The sequence below is a fragment of the Egicoccus halophilus genome (assembly GCF_004300825.1).
Classification (GTDB): Bacteria; Actinomycetota; Nitriliruptoria; order Nitriliruptorales; family Nitriliruptoraceae; genus Egicoccus; species Egicoccus halophilus.
The window spans coordinates 2,542,957-2,561,307 of record NZ_CP036250.1 but is presented as its reverse complement, the minus strand read 5'-3'; the positions used below and the strand labels follow the sequence as shown (position 1 = coordinate 2,561,307).

Sequence of the window (18,351 nt, the reverse complement as noted above, 5' to 3'; positions counted from 1 at the left end):
CTCAGGCCTCCTGGTGGGCGGTCGCGATCGCCTCGGTCAGCATCGCGGCGACGTCGCCCAGGACGTGCCGGCCGTCGACGACCACCTCGCGGCCGTCGACGACCACGTCGGTCACGTCGGCGGCGGACGCGGCGAACAGCGCCGTGTCGACGGGCGCGTCCGCGGGAGCGCCGGCGGTGCGCACCGACCCGAGCGACAGCGCCACCAGGTCCGCACGGGCCCCGGCCTCGAGACGGCCGGCGTCGACGAACCCCAACGATGCGTGACCGTCGACGGTCAGGCCCGCCAGCAGCTCCTCGCTACCCAGCACGCCGCGCTGCAGCGTCGACAGCCGGGCGTGCAGTTCGACGGCGCGGGCCTCCTCGAACGGGTCGACGACCGCGCGGCTGTCGGAGCCGAACGTCAGCCGGGCGCCGGCGTCGAGCAGTTCGCGCACCGGCCCGATCCCGTCCGCCAGGTCGCGTTCGGTCGTGGGGCAGAAGCAGACGTAGGCACGCGCCTCGCCGAGCACCGCCCGGTCCTCCGGCGTCACGTGCGTGGCGTGGACGGCGGTGAACTGCTCCGAGAGCACGCCGTGGTCGTAGAGCAACTGTGTCGGGGTGGTGCCGTGGATGGCGTGGCAGGCCTCGTTCTCCGCCGGCTGCTCGGAGACGTGGGCGTGCAGCGGCGCACCGGCGTCCTCGGCCCACCCGGCCACGACGGCCAGCGCGTCGGCCGGGACCGCCCGAACCGAGTGGATCGCCGCGCCGACCACCACGTCGTCGGCGTCGGCGTACGCCGACGCCAGCGCCGACACCCGCTGCGCCCACGCGTCCGCCGTGCCGTCGCCGAACCGGGCCTGCGCACCCGCCAACGGCACGGGTGTGCCGCCGTGCCCACCCGGCTCCACCCCGCCGGTGAGGTAGCAGGTGTCGAGCAGTCCGATCCGCACCCCGGCCTCCCGTGCGGCCTGCACCAGCACGTGACCGAGTTCGTTCGGGTCGGCGTACCGCGTGCCGTCGGGCGCGTGGTGCAGGTAGGCGAACTCGCCCACCGACGTGAACCCGGCCAGCACGCCTTCGGCGAAGGCGGCCCGCGCCAGCGGCAGGTAGGTCTCCGTCGTGAGGCGGCCGGCCAGGCCGTACATCTGCTCGCGCCAGGTCCAGAACGATCCACGCCCGGCGTGCGTGCGTCCCCGCAGCGCCCGGTGGAACGCATGACTGTGCGCGTCCGCCATCCCCGGCAGCACCAGCCCCCGCAGACGACGAGCGCCGACCGGCACCTCACCGCCGGGCTGGACGCGCGTGAAGCGGCCGTCGGCGACCTCGACGACCACCTCGCGTGCCACCTCGCCGGACGGCAGCACGGCCAGTTCGCACACCCACCGGCTCACGTCCACGCGAGGTCTCCCAGCACGGTGGTGAGCGCGTCGACGCCGGCGAGGCAGTCGGCGGTCTCGGCGAACTCGTCGGGGGCGTGGGACACGCCGGTGGGATTGCGCACAAACAGCATCGCCGCGTCGATCCCCACCGAGGCGAGGATGCCCGCGTCGTGCCCGGCGCCGGTCGGCAGCACCGGCACGCCGCCCAACCCGGCGGCGAGCCGGTCGCGCAGGCCGACCTCGAAGTCGACCCGGGGCGTCCATGACTCCTCGACGGCCTCGACCGCCACCGCCAGCGACAGTTCCTCGACGACCGTGTGCACGAGCTCGTCGTCGTCGCCGCGTACGTCGAGCCACGCCCGCACCCGCGAGGGGATCGCGTTGACCGCGTTCGGGTCGACCAGCACCTTGCCCACCGTGGCGACGCACCCGTGCCGCTCCGCCGCCTCCCGGGCGGCCAGCACCAGCCGGGCCTGCGCGAGCATCGGGTCGGCGCGGTCCTCGAGCCGGGTCGTGCCGGCGTGGTCGGGGCGGCCGTCGAAGTCGAACCGCCAGCGGCCGTGCCCGCGGATCGCCGAGGCCACCCCGACCGGCGCGTCGAGCTCGACCAGCCGCCGGCCCTGCTCGACGTGCAGTTCGACGAACGTCCCGATCCTGCCGAGCACCTCCGGGTCGGCACCGAAGTCGTCGAGCGAGCGGCCCGCGGCCACCAGCGCGTCCGACTGCGGCACCCCGTCGTCGTCCTTGAGCGACAGCGCCCGGCCGCCCGGCAACAGCCCGGACAGGATCCGTGATCCGCCGCAGGCGATGCCGTAGCGGCCGCCCTCCTCGTCGGAGAACGCGACCACCGCCACCGGCCGGTCCGGCATCGTCCCGCGCTCGAGCAGCCGGTCCACGGCGAGGAAGGCGGACACGACCCCGAGCGGCCCGTCGAACGCACCGCCGGAGGGCACCGAGTCGAGGTGGCTGCCCGTCACCACCGCGTTGCCGGCGCTCGGGTCCCCCCACCAGGCCCACAGGTTGCCCGCGCGGTCCTCGTGGACGCCCAGACCGCGGGCGTTGGCCTCGCCGACGAACCACTCGCGCAGCGTGAGGTCGGCGGCGGACCACACGAAGCGGCGGTAGCCGCCCGCCGGCTCGCGGCCGATGTCGGCCAGCTGCGCCCACATCGACTCGAACGTGCGCTCGCGTCGCGTCACGATGCTCCGCCCTCCGTGTTGGGCTCGCTCCCAGGCGGCCCATCCTCGCGCATCGGCACGCGCACGCCCCGCTGTTCGGCCACCTCGACGGCGCGGTCGTAGCCGGCGTCGACGTGGCGGATCACGCCCATGCCGGGGTCGTTGGTCAGCACGCGCTCGAGCTTGGCGGCGGCCAGGTCGGTCCCGTCGGCGACGGTGACCTGCCCGGCGTGGATCGAGCGGCCCATGCCGACCCCACCCCCGTGGTGGATCGACACCCACGTGGCGCCCGAGGCGACGTTGACCATCGCGTTGAGCAGCGGCCAGTCCGCGATCGCGTCCGAGCCGTCGAGCATGCCCTCGGTCTCGCGCTGCGGAGAGGCGACCGAGCCGCAGTCCAGATGGTCCCGGCCGATGACGATCGGCGCCTCGACCTCCCCGCCGGCGACCATCTCGTTGAACCGTTCGCCCGCCAGGCTGCGTTCACCCTGGCCGAGCCAGCAGATGCGCGACGGCAGCCCCTGGAAGGCGACCCGGTCCTGCGCCGCGCGGATCCACCGGCCGAGCTTGTCGTCGTCGGGGAACAGCTCGAGGACCGCCTCGTCGGTGGCGTGGATGTCCTCCGGGTCACCCGAGAGCGCCACCCACCGGAACGGGCCCTTGCCCTCGCAGAACAGCGGCCGGATGTAGGCCGGGACGAACCCGGGGTAGTCGAACGCGCGCCCGTAGCCGCCGGCCCGGGCCTCGCCGCGCAGCGCGTTGCCGTAGTCGAACACCTCGGCACCGGCGTCGGCGAACCCGACCATCGCCTCGACGTGGGTGGCCATCGAGGCCTGCGCCCGCTTGGTGAACCCGACCGGGTCGGCCTCGCGTTCGGGCTTCCAGTCGTCGAACGCGACGTCGGCGGGGAGGTAGGCCAGCGGGTCGTGCGCGGAGGTCTGGTCGGTCACGATGTCGACCGGTGCGCCGCGGCGCAACAGCTCGGGCACCACGTCGGCGGCGTTGCCGAGCAACCCGATCGAGACCGCCCGACGGTCCCGCACCGCCACCTCGGCCCGGCGCAGCGCGTCGTCGAGGTCGTCGGCCCGCTCGTCGAGGTAGCGGGTCTGCAGCCGCCGCTCGATACGCGACGGGTCGCACTCGACCACCAGGGCGACGCCGCCGTTGAGGGTGACCGCCAGTGGCTGCGCGCCGCCCATGCCGCCGAGCCCGGCCGTCAGCGTCAGGGTCCCGCCGAGCGTCCCGCCGAAGCGCTTCTCGGCCACCGCGGCGAAGGTCTCGTAGGTGCCCTGGAGGATCCCCTGGGTACCGATGTAGATCCACGAGCCGGCCGTCATCTGGCCGTACATCGTCAGCCCGAGCGCGTCGAGCCGACGGAACTCGTCCCAGTTCGCCCAGTCGGGCACGAGGTTGCTGTTGGCGATCAGCACCCGCGGGGCCCACTCGGAGGTGCGCATCACGCCGACCGGCTTGCCGGACTGGACCAGCAGCGTCTCGTCGTCGCGCAGGTCGGTCAGCGTGCGCTGGATCGCGTCGAAGCTGGCCCAGTCGCGGGCGGCCTTGCCGGTACCGCCGTAGACCACCAGTTCGTCGGGATGCTCGGCCACCTCGGGGTCGAGGTTGTTGGACAGCATCCGGAGCGCGGCCTCCTGCGGCCACGACCGGGCCGTCGGGATGCTGCCTCGGGCGGCACGGACAGGACGGGGACCGGACGTCGTCGGCATGCGTCGGAACCTTCTCGCGGGCGGGATCGGGGCTCGGCGACATCCGACCACGTCGGGGCGCGCGCCGGTACCCGACGACCTACCGGTCCGTCTGGGACCCGAGACAGGCGCGGTGGTCACGAGCGACGCCATCCACACCTGCACGAGATCTGCACATCGCCGCCATCGCACGCCGACAACCGGTTCGTAGAGTCCCGGTCATGAACGCCACCCCCGCCACCCCCGCCACCCCCGCCACCGCCGCCACCATCGTGGTCGTCGAGGACGAGGTCATGATCGCGACCTCGGTCGCGAAGCGTCTGCAGGCCGAGGGTCACCGTGTCGAGGTGTCCTACGACGGCCTCGCCGGCGTGGCCCTCTGTGAGCGCGTCCGTCCCGACCTGGTCGTGCTCGACGTCATGCTGCCCGGGATCGACGGCCACGAGGTGTGCCGGCGCATCCAACGTGAACGCCCCGTTCCGGTGCTCATGCTGACCGCCCGCGACGACGAGACCGACGTCCTCGTCGGGCTCGGGGTCGGGGCCGACGACTACCTCACCAAGCCGTTCAGCATGCGCGAGCTGGCCGCCCGGGTCGCCGCGCTGCTGCGCCGCGTCGAGCGGGCCGCGGCGCTGCACGGCTCGGTGTCACCGACCATCCCACCCCCGCTCGTCGTCGGCGACCTCGTTGTCGACCCGGCCCGCCGGCAGGTCGTGCTCGCCGACCGGGCGGTCGAGTTGACGGCGACCGAGTTCGACCTGCTCCACCGCCTCGCCGAACGACCGGGCCTCGTGCGGACCCGGGAGCAGCTGCTGGCCGACGTGTGGGGCTACCGCGACGGCGCGGCGACCCGCACCGTCGACTCGCACGTCGCCTCGCTGCGTCGCAAGCTGGGGGCCGATCGGATCCGGACGGCCCACGGCGTCGGCTACGCGCTGGCGGAGCCGTCGTGAGGCCGCTGGACCGCGTCGGTTCGCTCAAGCTCAAGCTCGGGCTCGTGATCGTCGCCGCGGTGCTGGTCACCGTGGCCGTCACCGAGCTCGGACGCCGGGCCGGCTGGCCGACACCGGTGGTGGCGGTCATCGCGGTCGCTGCGGCGCTCGCCATGGTGCAGGTGCTGGCACACGGCATGACCTTTCCGCTGCGCCAGATGTCGCGCGCCGTCGCCCAGCTCGCGGCGGGGGAGCGGCACGACCCGGTGGTCGCCACCTCGCACGACGAGGTCGGTGACCTGGCCCGCGCCTTCAACGCGATGGCCGAGGAGATCGCGCAGACCGACCGGCTGCGCCGCGACCTGGTCGCCAACGTCTCGCACGAGCTGCGCACCCCCGTCGCGGCCCTGCGCGCCGGCCTGGAGAACCTCGCCGACGGCGTCGAGGACGCCGATCCCGCGACGCTGCAGCGCCTGGTGCGCCAGACCGAACGACTGCAGGCGCTGGTCGAGGCGCTGCTCGACCTGTCGCGGCTCGAGTCCGGCGTGGTCGACCTCGACGTCCGCACCCATCGCGTCCGCGACCTCGTCGACGAGGCCGTCGAACTGGTCACGGCCACCGCCGGGCCGCCCGGCGCCGCCGACGTGGCCATCGCCGTGGATCCCCCCGAGCTGGTGCTGGCCGGCGACGAACGACGGCTGGTCCAGGTCCTGGTGAACCTGCTCGTCAACGCCCGCACCCACGCGCCGCCCGGCAGTGACGTCGAGGTGGCCGCGCGGCTGGACGACGGCGAGGTGCTGCTGACCGTCACCGATCGCGGACCCGGCATCGCGGCCGGCGACGCCGAGCACGTCTTCGAGCGCTTCTCGCGCAGCCCCGCCTCCTCGGCGATGCCGGACGGCGGGACCGGTCTGGGGCTCGCGATCACGCGCTGGATCGTCGCCCTGCACGGCGGTCGCATCCGCGTCGACACCGACCACCTCGACGGCTGCCGCATGGAAGTCCGTCTGCCCGACGATCCCCTCTCCTCCCCCCGACCGGCCCGACCCGTGGAGTCCCGATGAGCGTCCCCGAGGTGTCCCTGCCCGCCACACCGGACGACCCGGAACTCGGTCCGGCAGGCCGACCGGCGGACCCGGAGCTGACCGCGCGTCAGCTCGCCGCCGCGGTCGGGGCCGGTCTCGTCGCCGCGGCGGTGCTCGTCGACCACGATCCGGGCCTCGGCCTCGGGCTGACCTGGCTGACCGTGGCTGCGGCCGTTCTCGCCACCCGGCCCCGGGCGACGTGGGCCGGCGCGTGGCGCCACGTCATGCTGGCGCTCGCTGCCCTCGCGGCCGGACTGCCCGTCGTGTCCGACGCGGGTTGGTACGTCGCACCGGCGCTGCTCGTCGCCGTCGCAGCGGCCGTCGTGGGGCTGTCGGGCGGTGGGAGCTGGCTGGGGCTCGTCCGACCCAGCCTGCGGGTCGTGCCGGTCGGGCTCACGACGACCGCAACGGTGCTCACCGCGCCAGGGCAGGCGTTCTCCACCGACGCCCGGCGCCACCCGGTCGTGCGAGCGACGTTGCTCACGGTCGTCCTGCTGGCCGGCTTCGGGGCGTTGTTCGCGTCGGCCGACCGCGTGTTCGGCGCCCTCGTCGAGCGCTACCTGCTCCCGGACCTCGACCTCGGCGTCCTCCCGGTCCGACTCGGCGTGCTCGTCGTCGTCGCCGCCGGTGCGGCCACGCTGGTCCGGCTGCGCCACCGGGCGCACGACGACCGCCCGCTGCCGTCCCCGGCCCGCCGGCTGCACGGGGTCGAGTGGATGTTGCCGCTGGGGGCGTTGGTCACGCTGTTCGCCGCCTTCGTCGCGCTGCAGTTCGGCGTGCTGTTCGGCGGCCACGAGCGGGTGCTCGCCACGGCCGGGCTGACCTACGCGGAGTACGCCCGCGGCGGGTTCGGCCAGCTGGTCGTCGTCGCCGCCCTGACCCTGGCGGTGCTCGCCGCCGCCGGCCGCTACGCCGCCGCATCGGTGGGACGTGAGGCACGGCTCCGGCAGGTACTGCTGGCGGCGCTGTGTCTGCTGACGCTGGTCGTGCTGGTCTCGGCGCACCACCGGCTGGCGCTCTACGAGGACGCGTTCGGTTCCACCCGTCTGCGCTTCGCAGCCCGGTTCGCGATCTGGTGGCTCGCCGGCGTGTTCGCCCTGGTCCTGGCAGCCGGCGCGGCCGGTCGCGCGCGACGGCTGCCGCGGACCGTCGCCCTCACGACCGCGGTCGCGGTCGTCGGGATCGGCTACCTCCAGCCCGACGCGCTGATCGCCCGCTGGAACGTCGACCGCTACCTCGAGGAGGGCCGCCTGGACCTCGACCACCTCGGCTCGCTGAGCGCGGACGCCGTACCCGAGATGCTGCGGCTGCCCGACGACGTCCGCGACTGCGCCGTACAACGTCTCGCCTGGCGGTTGGACGGCGTCGACCGGACCTGGCAGGCCTGGAATCTCGCCCGCGATCGGGCGTGGCCGCATCTCGGGATCGCGGCGGCAGCGTCACCCGAGTGCCCGGCCTCCGAGCTCCACCGGCATCGATGACGCGGCGCTGACGGGGAAGCCACCCGGAGCGGCGCAACCCGAGCCACGCTCCTCGACCGTGCCGGGGTCCGGACTCGAGGAGGACACCGAACATGCCGTACCGGATCAAGCGAGGCCTGCTCGCCACCCTGGCGACCGGCGCGCCCACCGTCGGCCACGTCCATGTGCGCGCCGCCGACGGATGCGCGCGACGACGCTCGGGGAGGGTGGGACAGCCCGACGGGGAGGGGGACGGCCCTCCTCAGTCCAGCGGGCCGGTGACGGCCTCGACCGCCGCCAGCAGTGCGCCGGAGCGGATCGCGACGGCGGTGGCCTCGAGCTCCGGGGCGAGGTGGCGGTCGGGGCCGGGTCCGGGAACGGTGAGGCGCAGCAGGTCGCGCGCCGCGGCGGTCGCCGGCGACGGCGCGAGGGGGGCCCGCAGGTCCAGCGCCCGGGCGGCCGTGAGCACCTCGACCGCCAACACCCGCGCCAGACCGTCGACGGCGCGGCGCAGCTTGCGGCCCGCCGACCAGCCCATCGAGACGTGGTCCTCCTGCATCGCCGAGGACGGGATGGAGTCCACCGAGGCGGGCACGGCCAGCCGTTTGAGCTCGGCGACGACGCCTGCCGCGGTGTACTGGGCGATCATGTGGCCCGAGTCCACGCCGGGGTCGTCGGCGAGGAACGGCGGCAGACCGGCGTTGCGGGCGACATCGAGGAACCGGTCGGTGCGCCGCTCGGACATCGAGGCGACGTCGGCGGTCGGGATGGCGAGGAAGTCCAGCACGTAGGCGACCGGGGCGCCGTGGAAGTTGCCGTTGGACTCGACCCGCCCGTCGCCGGTGAGCACCGGATTGTCGATCGACGACGCCAGCTCGCGCTCGGCGACCAGCCGGGCGTGGTCGAGGGTGTCCCGGGCGGCGCCGGCGACCTGGGGTGCGCACCGCAGCGAGTAGGCGTCCTGCACCCGGGTGCAGTCGGGCGTGCGGTGGCTGGCCATGATCGCCGAGCCGTCGAGGAGTCGGCGCAGGTTCGAGGCGCTGGCGGCCTGGCCGGGATGTGGGCGCAGCGCCTGCAGGTCGGCGGCGAACACCCGGTCGGTGCCGAGCAGTGCCTCGACGCTCATCGCGGCCGCGACGTCGGCGACCCGCAGCAGACCGGTCAGGTCCGCGATCGTGAGCGCCAGCATGCCGAGCATGCCGTCGGTGCCGTTGATGAGCGCGAGCCCCTCCTTCTCGGCCAGCTCGACCGGAGCGATCCCGGTGGCGCGCAGCGCCTCGGCCGCCGGCATGCGGCCGCCGGGGCCCTCCACCTCGCCCTCGCCCATCAACGCCAGGGCGACCGCGGCCAGCGGGGCCAGGTCGCCCGAGCAGCCCAGGGAGCCGTACTCGTGCACGACCGGGGTGATGCCCGCGGAGAGCAGGTCGGCGAGCGTGGCGGCGACCTCGGGCCGCACGCCGGTGTGGCCGGACGCGAGCGTCTTCAGGCGCAGCAGCATCATGGCGCGCACGACCTCGCGCTCGACCGCCGGTCCGGAGCCGGCCGCGTGCGAGCGCACCAGCGAGCGCTGCAGCTGGGCGCGCTGCTCGGGCGGGATGTGGCGGGTCGCGAGCGCCCCGAAGCCGGTCGACACCCCGTACACGGGCGTGTCCTGGTGGGCGAGGTGCTCCACGTGGGCGCGGGCGTCGTGCAGGCGCGTCAGCGCGTCGTCGTCCAGCGTGACGGTCGCCGTGCCGCGGGCGACGGCCACGACGTCGTCGAGGCGCAGCGGGCGGGCACCGAGGGCGAGGATCTCCATGGGTGCATCCGAGCACGCCAGGCCACACCCTGCGCTCCGCTATGTGGCCTGGGTGTCTGGCATCCGAGACCAGTGTCCGCGGCGTGGGCGTGTCGGTACAGGATGAGATGTACCCGACAGAGAATGCTGTATCGTTCTCCGGCATGGACGCCAACACCGACACCTGTGCCGTGATCGACCTCGACGGGCTGACCCGCCTGGGCAGCGCCCTGGCCGACGACACCCGTCGCCGGCTGTTGGTGGCACTGGCTCGCGGACCCGGCTACCCGGCCGAGCTCGCGGTCGAGCTCGGCGAGTCGCGCCAGAAGGTCTCGAACCATCTCGCGTGTCTGCGGGACTGCGGCCTGGTGGTCGTCGAACCCGAGGGCCGTCGGATGCGTTACGAACTCGTCGACGCCCGGCTCGGTCGGGCCCTGCGCGACCTGGCCGAGCTGATGCTGTCGCTGGACGCGGGGCGTCGCTCAGCAGAGCGATCGCGATGACCACGCCCGTCACGACACCGAGCCGGGCGGAGGCGCTGCGGCGGGTCAGGCGCTACAACCACCTCACCATCGGTTGGAACGTCGTCGAGGGCGTCGTCGCCATCGGCGCGGGCGTCGTGGCGGGGTCGATCGGCCTGATCGCCTTCGGCCTCGACTCGGCGGTGGAGGTCTCGACCTCGCTGGTGCTGGCGTGGCGGCTCGCGCAGGAACGCCGCGGCGGCTGCATGGACCGCTACGACCGGCGCGCCACCAAGCTCATCGCGGCCTGCTTCGCGGTCCTGGCCGCCTACGTCGCGTTCGAGGCGGTCGGCCAACTGCTCGACCGGCAGGCACCCGACGTCAGCGTGGTCGGCATGGCGTTGGCCGCGGTGTCGGTGGTGGTGATGCCGCTGCTGGCGCGGGCGAAGAAGCAGCTCGGGCCGGTGCTCGGCTCCCAGGCCGTCGTGTCCGAGTCGCGTCAGACGGAGCTGTGCGCGTGGTTGTCGGCGGTGCTGCTCGTCGGGCTCGGGCTCAACGCGACGCTCGGCTGGTGGTGGGCCGACCCCGTGGCGGCGCTGGCGCTGGCCGGCTTCGCTACTCGCGAGGCCGTGGGGACCTGGCGCGCCGAGGGTCTCGAGGACACCTGCTGCGGCTGACGTGACCACCCGGCCGTGGCAGTAGGTCCCGCCAGGTCCCGCCGGGTCAGCGGTGGTCGGGGTGGCGCCACCGGGACCGTCGCACAAGCGCGTTGCGGTAGGCCAGCACCGTGATGGCGACGCCCCAGCCGAGGTAGGTCCACTGCAGCCAGTGTGGCGGCCAGCCGAGGTAGCCGACCTGCACCAGGATCCAGCCGATCAGCGCGAGACCGACGGCGAGGTGGGCGTCGCGGGCCCACGCCCGGCGGCGCAGCGTGCCGACGACCACGACCGTGGGCAGCACCCCGTTGACGAGCGCCAACGCGATTCCGGCGAGCACGGTGGAGCCGAACGGCAGCCGCGCCGTCGCCCCGCCGAGCGACAGTCCGCCGCCGACCAGGCCGACGGCCCCGGCAGACGCAGCCAGCGCGAGCAGCACCTCGAGCACCAGCAGCGCCCGCTCGGTGGGCGGCCGGCGGGTCGGCGTCGATCGCGCCGGCGTGCGGCGGGGGACGTCGAGGAGACCGGACATCGTGGCACCTTCCGCTCGGTCTTCCACGATGCCTCGCGCGTGTCGCCACCGACAGGGGCACAGGTCCCATCGACGCAGCCGCTCTGCGTGCGCTCGCCGGCAGCAGGCGCGGGCCGACGGCCGGCTCACTCGCCGGCGGACGGCGCTCCGTGCGTCGGGACGACCTCGCCCAGCAACCGCTGGTAGCGGCGGTGGGCCCGGGCCCGGGCCAGGGACGTGGCGAGCGGGGGGAGCAGGCGGCGCAGGGTCGCCAGCACGGCCTCGTCGAGGTCGCTGGGATGCGCACCGAACACGTTGAGTGCCCCCAGGGTCTCGCCGTTGGCGATCAGCGGCAACCCGCCCACCGTGGCGAAACCGAGCTCGGCCGCCCGCCGGTTGAAGTCCGGCCACCGCGGATCGGTGTGCACGTCGTCGACCAGTTGCTCCTCGCCCGTGCGCAGCGCGGTGACGCACGGACCCTGCTCGAGTTCGTACTCGAGTTGGTCGACCGTACGGGCGGCGTCGTCGGTGGTCGCCGCCGTCACCAGGTCGCCCTCCTCGCTGATCATCGTGACCGTCGCGGCGGCCAGTCCCGGCGTCGCCGCCAGTGCGACCGCCAGCAGGTCGTGGAGCATCTGCTCGACCGGTGGGGGGCCGTCGAGGAGTTCCCCGAGCAGCCGAAGGGCACGGCCGTAGGCCGCCAGTGCCGGAGCATCGGTGGCGGGCGGACCGTCGTCGGACATCTCGGCTCCGTCGGGGGAGGGGAGCGTGACCGCGTCCCGGATCGGGGTGCGCGGGTGGTGGTCGTGTGCGGACGCGCGAGTCAGCGTGGCCCGGGGTCGTCGCGCTCGCCCGTGAGGTGGTCGACGACGCCGACCGCCGCCGCCCGGCACAGCGACACGACGTGTTCGAAGCCCTGCGGCCCGCCGTAGTACGGATCGGGGACCTCGAGCTCGCCGGACGCGACGCTGTCCGGGTCGTAGGCACGCAGCAGCCGGATCGGCGTGTCCGCACCGCAACGCTCGGCCAGGCGTTCGAGGTCACCGAGGTTGGTGCGGTCCATCGCCACGACCAGGTCGGCGTCGGCGAGGTGCTGGGCGGTGACCTGCTCGGCCGCCCCGTCGAGCACGAGATCCACGGCGGCAGCCGCGGCGGTCATGCGCTCGTCGGGCGGGGCTCCCACGTGCCAGTCCCCGGTCCCTGCCGAGCGCACCTCGACGTCCACACCGCGTTCGGCGGCCACCTCGCGGATCGCCGCCTCGGCGGTCGGGGAGCGACAGATGTTGCCGAGGCAGACGGTGAGGACCAGCGGGCGGTGGCCGGCAGCGGCGGACGGCTCGGTCACGGGTGGCTCCTGGGTCGTGTCGACGGCAACGGTAGGGGCTCGTCGGGCGGCAGTGTCCCGCCGCCGGGGCGGGGACACCGTGGTGGAACGCGACATGCGCGCCCACCGAGCCGGCACCCCCGGTCGGGCGAACCGATCGGGGGTGCCGTGCCCGGCGTGTCCGGGGTGCCCCGGCGTGCCGTGGCGCGCCGGGCGCAACCGCGGACGCGGGGTCAGAGGACGACGGAGCCGATCAGGAACCCGAACGTCACGGCCAGGGCGATGTTGACCAGGCCCGGAAGGAGGAACGGGTGGTTGAAGACGAACTTGCCGATGCGGGTCGAGCCGGTGTCGTCCATTTCGACCGCCGCCAGCAGCGTCGGGTAGGTCGGCAGGATGAACAGCGCCGACACGGCCGGGAAGGCGGCGATGGCACCCAGGGGGCCCACACCGAGCGCGAGGGCCGCCGGCATCAGGGCCTTGGTCGTCGCGGCCTGCGAGTACAACAGTGCCGAGGCGAAGAGCAGCACGACCGCGAGCGTCCACGGACGGGTCGAGAGCACGTCACCGGCGAGGGCCTGGATCTGGTCCATGCGGGCGTTGACGAACGTGGTCCCGAGCCAGGCGACACCGAGGATGCAGACGGTGGCACTCATGCCGGACTGGAACACCTGCGACTTGAGGATCTTGGCGGGGTCGAACTTGGCCAGGAAGGCGATGACCGCGCCGACGGTCAGCATGATCGTGATGATCGCCTCGTTGCGCGGCAGTGTCGGCTCGGTGATCAGCCCGACGGTCTCGCTGATCGAGGTCGCGTAGGCGACCACGGCGACGATGCCGGCCAGGAACAGCAGGACCGAGGTCCGGCCGACGTTGGCACCCGGGAGACGGTCGAGGGCGGCGGGGCTGTCGGGCACGGCCGGCAGGTCGTCGCCCAGACCGGCGTCACCGCCGGCGACACCACCGGTACCCACACCGGCACCGACCAGGCTGCGGGACCCGGCCGCGGTCTGCTGCGAGGTGGTGGCCTTGACCAGGCCCTTGGCGAGGCGCTCCTGGTAGACGGGGTCCTTGGCCAGCGGCTTGCCCAGCATGTTGGCGAGGAACGAGGTCAGCACGACGGCAAGCAGGGTCGAGGGGACCGCGATGGCCAGCAGTTGCACGTAGTCGACGCCCTGCGGCTCGAGGATGCTGGCGAAGAAGACCACGGCGGCGGAGATCGGCGAGGCCGTGATGGCCATCTGTGACGCGACCACCGCGATCGACAGCGGCTTGGACGGCCGGATGTCGTTCTCCTTGGCGACCTCGACGATGACGGGCAGGGTCGAGAAGGCGGTGTGACCGGTGCCCGCGAACAGGGTCATGAAGTAGGTGACGATCGGGGCCCACAGGGTGATCTGCTTGGGGTGCTTGCGCAGGAACCGGTCGGCCACACCGACCAGGTAGTCCATGCCGCCCGCCACCTGCATGGCGGAGATGGCCGCGATGACGGCCATGATGATGAAGATGACGTCGAAGGGGATCGCCGCCTGGTCGACCGGCACGCCGATCAGGCCGAGCAGCAGCACGCCGATACCGCCGGCGAGACCGATGCCGATGGAGCCGAGCCTTGCGCCGATGAAGATGGCGCCCAGCACGATGAGCAGTTCGAGAGCCAACATGGCCGTTCAGGTTTCTCCGCGGCCGTTCACCGCGGTCGTCGGGGGTGGAGCAGGGGGTCGATGGGCCCGCGCGGACGCGGGTCGAGCGTCGGGTCAGACCAGGACGGGCTCGCTCGGCAGACCGCGCTCGCCCTCCTCGTAGCGGCGGCCCGGGTAGCGCGGCCGCAGCAGGTTCTCCGGGGAGAGCAGTCGGTCGAGGTCGGCCTCGTCGAGCAGTCCCATCTCGAGCACGACCTCGCGCACGCTCCTGCCGGTGCGGGCGCAGGCGGCACCGACCAGGTCGCCGTTGTGGTGGCCGATCACCTCGTTGAGATAGGTGACGATCCCGATCGAGTGCAGGACGTGGGCCTCGCACACCTCGGGGTTGGCGGTGATGCCGATCACGCAGCGTTCGCGGAGGTTGTGGCAGGCGTTGGTCAGCAGCTTGAACGACTCGAACATCGACTGCGCCAGGCCGGGCTCCATCACGTTGAGCTGCAACTGGCCGGCCTCGGCCGCCATGGTGATGGTCACGTCGTTGCCGACGACCTTGAAGCAGACCTGGTTGACCACCTCGGGGACGACCGGGTTGACCTTCGCCGGCATGATCGAGGAACCCGCCTGCAGCTCGGGCAGGTTGATCTCGTTGAGCCCGGCGCGTGGACCGGACGAGAGCAGCCGCAGGTCGTTGCAGATCTTGGACAGCTTCACCGCGGCCCGCTTGGCGGCGGCGTGGACCGCGACGTAGGCACCGTTGTCGGAGGTGGCCTCGACGAGGTCGACCGACGAGACGATCGGCAGGCCAGTCACCTCGGCGAGGCGGTTGGCCGCGACCCGGGCGTAGCCGTCGGGCGTGTTCAGGCCGGTCCCGATCGCGGTCGCGCCGAGGTTGACCTCGAGCAGCAGCAACGACACGCGACGCAGCGTCCGGATCTCCTCGCGCAAGGTGGTGGCGAAGCCACGGAACTCCTGACCGAGCGTCATCGGCACCGCGTCCTGGAGCTGGGTCCGCCCCATCTTGAGGATGCCGTCGAACTCCTCGCCCTTGGCCTCGAAGGCGTCGGCGAGCTCGCTGATCGCGGCGACGAGGATCTGCACCCGCCGGTGCACGGCGATGCGGAAGCCGGTCGGGTAGGCGTCGTTGGTCGACTGCGACTTGTTGACGTGGTCGTTGGGGTGGATGACGTCGTAGCGCCCCTTGGCGTAGCCGAGCAGCTCGAGTGCGAGATTGGCCACCACCTCGTTGGTGTTCATGTTCACCGAGGTGCCGGCGCCGCCCTGGAAGACGTCGACCGGGAACTGGTCCATGCAGCGGCCCTCGTCGAGGATCCGGTTGCAGGCCGCGATGATCGCGTTGGCGATGTCGTGCGGCAGCACCCGCAGGTCGCGGTTGGCGAGTGCGGACGCCTTCTTGACCTCGACCATGGCGCGGATGAACTGCGGCAGGTCGTTGATGGTCGTCGTGCTGATCGTGAAGTTCTCGATCGCCCTCAGCGTGTGGACGCCGTAGTAGGCGTCGGCGGGAACCTTGCGGGGACCGAGCAGGTCCTCCTCGATGCGGTGTTCCATGGCAGGACTCGTTGACGAGAGGTGGCGTCGGCGGCCCGCGGCGCGTGTCGAGGTCCACCGGCGAGAGGAGCGGCGCGTCGGGCGCCGGGACGTCGGCGGAGCGCGTTGCCGACACGACCGACCGTACGCGCGCTGCCACACAGCGTGAGCCGGCGAAGGTCCCGAGTCTGCGGGACCCGTCGACGGCCCGGATGGGACCTTCAGCAGGGGCTCAGTGAGCGTCACGAATCGCCGAGGCGTCGGTGGTGGCGCCGGTCGCGGGGCGCGAGCGGGGTAGCGTTGCGCGCGACGATCGAGACAGAGGACGACCGGGGTGGGTGGCGACCAGGTCCCGGGCGCGACGCGGGCGTTGGCCGTGCTGCGCTACCTCGCCTCACAGCCACGGCCGGTCCCCGCGTCGGCGATCACCCGGGCACTCGAACTCCCGCGGTCGACCACCTACCACCTGTTGGCGGCGCTCGAACGCGAACGATTCGTGACCCGCCTGCCCGAGGAGCGTCGCTACGCACTCGGGGTCGCGGCCTTCGAGATCGGGTCCGCCTACCTGCGCCACGCGGGGCTCGAACGGCTCGCCCGGCCGTTGCTGGCGACGTTGGTCGAGCAGGCCGGGGAGACCGGCCACCTCGGCGTGCTCGACGGTCGCGAGACGCTGTATTTGCTCGAGCACCGTTCGCCGGTCGGTGACGTGCTCGTGACCGACGTCGGCGTCCGCCTCCCGGCGCACCTGACGGCGTCGGGACGGGCCCTGCTGTCGTGGTTGCCGCGGGCGCAGTTGACCGCGCTGTTCCCGACCAGCGCGGCACTGTCGCGACGCACGGATCGGGGGCCGGGCTCGCTGGCGGCCCTGCGTCGGCTGCTCACGGCCGACCGCGCCCGCGGTTGGGCCGAGGAGGACGGTGAGGTGACCGACGGGTTCGCCTCGGTGGCCGCCGCGGCGTTCGACCATGCCGCCCGCCCGGTCGCGGCGTTCGCCGTCACGTTCCGCGACCGGCGCCACGACGCCGCCTCGCGGCGCGCCCTGGCGTCGCTCGTGTCGGCGCAGGCGGCCACGCTCACCTCGCGCCTCGGTGGCAGCGCACCCGGCGACGCCCCGTGACCGCGTGGCGAACGCACCCGTGCCGCGGTCCGCGGACCGGGACGCCGTAGGCTGCGACGGACCGGGGAGGAGACGGGCGATGTGGCGCGAGGGGTACGTGCTCGGCGGTGACACGCGCTTCTTCGTCCGGGTGCTCGGCACGCCGGGATTCGGACCGGGCGAGGACAGTGCCGAACGCGACGACGAGCTGATCGTGCTCCTGCACGGCTGGCCGGAGGACGGCTCGGCCTGGCGGCACGTCGCGCCGATCCTGGCCGACGCGGGCTACCGCGTCGCCTGTCCCGACCTCAAGGGCCTCGGGCGTACCCGTGCGCCACACGGCAGCCGCTACGACCCCGAGTCGCTCGCCGACGAGATCAGCCGGCTGATCCGCAACCTGCACGCCCGCAAGGCCGTACTCGTCGGACACGACTGGGGCGGACCGGTCGCCGTGGCGACCGCCTTCCGCCATCCCGGCCTGGTGCGTGCCCTGGTGGTGGCCTCGGCACCACTGCACGAGATCGACCTGCGTCGTTCCTGGCACATCCCGCTGCTCAACCTGCCCGTACTGCCCGAGATCGCGTTCCGGGTGGCTCCGCGCCCCCTGGTCGCGGCCGGCATCCGGCACGCGGCCCGTCACCCGGGCGCGATCCCCGACGACGCGGTCGATGCCTACGCCCGGGGTGTCGCCGCCCGCCCGGGGGAGTGGCTGCCCTACTACCGGGGGCTGGCCCGCCGTGCCGCCCTCGAGGCGGCGTTGCGTCGCCTGCGTCGGCGGAGCCGGCTGCTGTCCGACCCGCCCGAGCGCCACCACCTGCGGGTACCCGCCGCGGTGGTGTGGGGAGAGCAGGACCCGGTCACCCCCTTTCCGCTGGCCGCCGGGGTGGCCCGTGACCTCGAGGCCGAGGTCGTCGCGATCCCCGACGCCGGTCACTTCGTCCACGAGGAGTCCCCCCTGGCGGTCGCCCAGGCCATCCTGGACCTGGCCGGTCCCGGCGCCTACGCCCGCGAGGGAGCCGATCAACGATGAGGATCGCGGTCCACGTCTTCGACGACGCCGAGGAACTCGACTGGGTCGGCCCGTGGGAGGTGTTCACCACCTGGGCGATGTTCGACGACACCGTCGAGGTGATCTCGGTGGCCCGTGAGGCGGGGGTCGTGCGCTGCGCCAAGGGTCTCGAGGTGGTGGCGCAGACCGGTTGGGAGGAGCTCGGCCCGGTCGACCTGGTGGTCTATCCCGGGGGACGCGGCACCCGCGCCCACCTGGGCGACGAGGCGATCCGCTCCTGGGTCCGGGACCTGCACGCCGCCGGCACGACCATGGTCAGCGTGTGCACCGGGTCGTTGGTGTACGCCGACGCCGGCCTGCTGGACGGGCGTCCGGCCACCACCCACTGGGGAACGCTCGATCGGCTCGGCGAGCTCGGTCGCGACCTCCGGGTCCGCCCCGACGACCGGTTCGTCGACGACGGTGACGTCGTCACGGCCGCCGGGGTGTCCGCGGGCATCGACGTCGCGCTGCACCTGGTCGCCCGGTTCGCCGGCGCCGACCGCGCCCGCGAGGTCCGCCGCTACCTCCAGTACGACCCGCAGCCGCCCGTCTGAGCCGACGCGGTGATG

Annotated in this window: 17 protein-coding genes; 8 read left to right on the top strand and 9 right to left on the bottom strand. The window is 73.5% G+C overall.

Annotated elements, in window-relative coordinates:
- Position 1 precedes the first annotated feature (1 nt).
- The 3 genes from ELR47_RS11490 to hutU are packed head-to-tail and all read right to left on the bottom strand — an operon-like array spanning position 2 to position 4,262.
- A complete protein-coding gene (locus tag ELR47_RS11490; protein WP_188584417.1) occupies positions 2-1,372 on the bottom strand; it encodes a formimidoylglutamate deiminase in 1,371 nt (456 codons plus the stop codon).
- On the bottom strand, positions 1,369-2,529 hold the full coding sequence (locus ELR47_RS11485) for an allantoate amidohydrolase (RefSeq protein WP_130651354.1): 1,161 nt from the start codon (positions 2,527-2,529) through the stop codon (positions 1,369-1,371). Before ELR47_RS11485 ends, ELR47_RS11490 begins: the two co-directional genes overlap by 4 nt.
- A 26-nt stretch (positions 2,530-2,555) precedes the next feature.
- Complete coding sequence (gene hutU, locus ELR47_RS11480) at positions 2,556-4,262, bottom strand: urocanate hydratase (RefSeq protein ID WP_130650020.1); 1,707 nt, start codon at positions 4,260-4,262, stop codon at positions 2,556-2,558.
- 200 nt (positions 4,263-4,462) lie between these two features.
- Here hutU and ELR47_RS11475 point away from each other — a divergent pair, with 200 nt between their 5' ends.
- The 3 genes from ELR47_RS11475 to ELR47_RS11465 are packed head-to-tail and all read left to right on the top strand — an operon-like array spanning position 4,463 to position 7,739.
- On the top strand, positions 4,463-5,194 hold the full coding sequence (locus ELR47_RS11475) for a response regulator transcription factor (protein WP_130650019.1): 732 nt from the start codon (positions 4,463-4,465) through the stop codon (positions 5,192-5,194).
- Positions 5,191-6,237, top strand: a complete 1,047-nt coding sequence (locus ELR47_RS11470) for a HAMP domain-containing sensor histidine kinase (protein WP_130650018.1) — start codon at positions 5,191-5,193, stop codon at positions 6,235-6,237. The genes ELR47_RS11475 and ELR47_RS11470 overlap by 4 nt, the downstream gene beginning before the upstream one ends.
- Complete coding sequence (locus tag ELR47_RS11465) at positions 6,234-7,739, top strand: DUF4153 domain-containing protein (protein ID WP_130650017.1); 1,506 nt, start codon at positions 6,234-6,236, stop codon at positions 7,737-7,739. Before ELR47_RS11470 ends, ELR47_RS11465 begins: the two co-directional genes overlap by 4 nt.
- A 241-nt stretch (positions 7,740-7,980) precedes the next feature.
- Here the strand turns inward: ELR47_RS11465 and hutH are convergent, their stop codons facing one another.
- Positions 7,981-9,516: a histidine ammonia-lyase gene (gene hutH / locus ELR47_RS11460; protein ID WP_130650016.1), complete on the bottom strand. Its 1,536-nt coding sequence runs from the start codon at positions 9,514-9,516 to the stop codon at positions 7,981-7,983.
- 143 nt (positions 9,517-9,659) lie between these two features.
- On the opposite strand from hutH, the gene ELR47_RS11455 reads away from it, so the two are divergent.
- Positions 9,660-9,998, top strand: a complete 339-nt coding sequence (locus tag ELR47_RS11455; RefSeq protein ID WP_130650015.1) for an ArsR/SmtB family transcription factor — start codon at positions 9,660-9,662, stop codon at positions 9,996-9,998.
- Entirely contained in the window at positions 9,995-10,633 is a 639-nt protein-coding gene (locus tag ELR47_RS11450) for a cation diffusion facilitator family transporter (RefSeq protein WP_130650014.1), read from the top strand. Before ELR47_RS11455 ends, ELR47_RS11450 begins: the two co-directional genes overlap by 4 nt.
- 46 nt (positions 10,634-10,679) lie before the next feature.
- On the opposite strand, the gene ELR47_RS11445 is transcribed toward ELR47_RS11450, so the two are convergent.
- The 5 genes from ELR47_RS11445 to aspA form a co-directional block, all read right to left on the bottom strand.
- Positions 10,680-11,144 carry a hypothetical protein gene (locus ELR47_RS11445; RefSeq protein WP_130650013.1) on the bottom strand — a complete coding sequence of 155 codons (465 nt, stop codon included), beginning with the start codon at positions 11,142-11,144 and terminating at the stop codon, positions 10,680-10,682.
- Between the two features lie 125 nt (positions 11,145-11,269).
- Positions 11,270-11,866 (bottom strand): GAF domain-containing protein, encoded by a 597-nt coding sequence (locus ELR47_RS11440; protein ID WP_130650012.1) that lies wholly within the window; start codon positions 11,864-11,866, stop codon positions 11,270-11,272.
- Positions 11,867-11,946: 80 nt separating this feature from the next.
- Complete coding sequence (locus ELR47_RS11435; RefSeq protein ID WP_205745214.1) at positions 11,947-12,468, bottom strand: low molecular weight protein-tyrosine-phosphatase; 522 nt, start codon at positions 12,466-12,468, stop codon at positions 11,947-11,949.
- Positions 12,469-12,680: 212 nt separating this feature from the next.
- A complete protein-coding gene (locus ELR47_RS18930) occupies positions 12,681-14,108 on the bottom strand; it encodes an anaerobic C4-dicarboxylate transporter (protein WP_130650010.1) in 1,428 nt (475 codons plus the stop codon).
- Positions 14,109-14,201: 93 nt separating this feature from the next.
- Positions 14,202-15,656, bottom strand: coding sequence for an aspartate ammonia-lyase (gene aspA, locus ELR47_RS11425; RefSeq protein ID WP_130650009.1), 1,455 nt, complete (start codon positions 15,654-15,656; stop codon positions 14,202-14,204).
- Between the two features lie 313 nt (positions 15,657-15,969).
- On the opposite strand from aspA, the gene ELR47_RS11420 reads away from it, so the two are divergent.
- From ELR47_RS11420 to ELR47_RS11410, 3 genes are all read left to right on the top strand, one after another.
- Positions 15,970-16,752: an IclR family transcriptional regulator gene (locus ELR47_RS11420; RefSeq protein WP_130650008.1), complete on the top strand. Its 783-nt coding sequence runs from the start codon at positions 15,970-15,972 to the stop codon at positions 16,750-16,752.
- A 79-nt stretch (positions 16,753-16,831) separates the two neighbouring features.
- The gene (locus ELR47_RS11415) at positions 16,832-17,761 is read left to right on the top strand and encodes an alpha/beta fold hydrolase (RefSeq protein WP_130650007.1); all 930 of its coding nucleotides are present in this window, start codon (positions 16,832-16,834) and stop codon (positions 17,759-17,761) included.
- Entirely contained in the window at positions 17,758-18,336 is a 579-nt protein-coding gene (locus ELR47_RS11410; protein ID WP_130650006.1) for a DJ-1/PfpI family protein, read from the top strand. Before ELR47_RS11415 ends, ELR47_RS11410 begins: the two co-directional genes overlap by 4 nt.
- Positions 18,337-18,351: the final 15 nt, after the last annotated feature.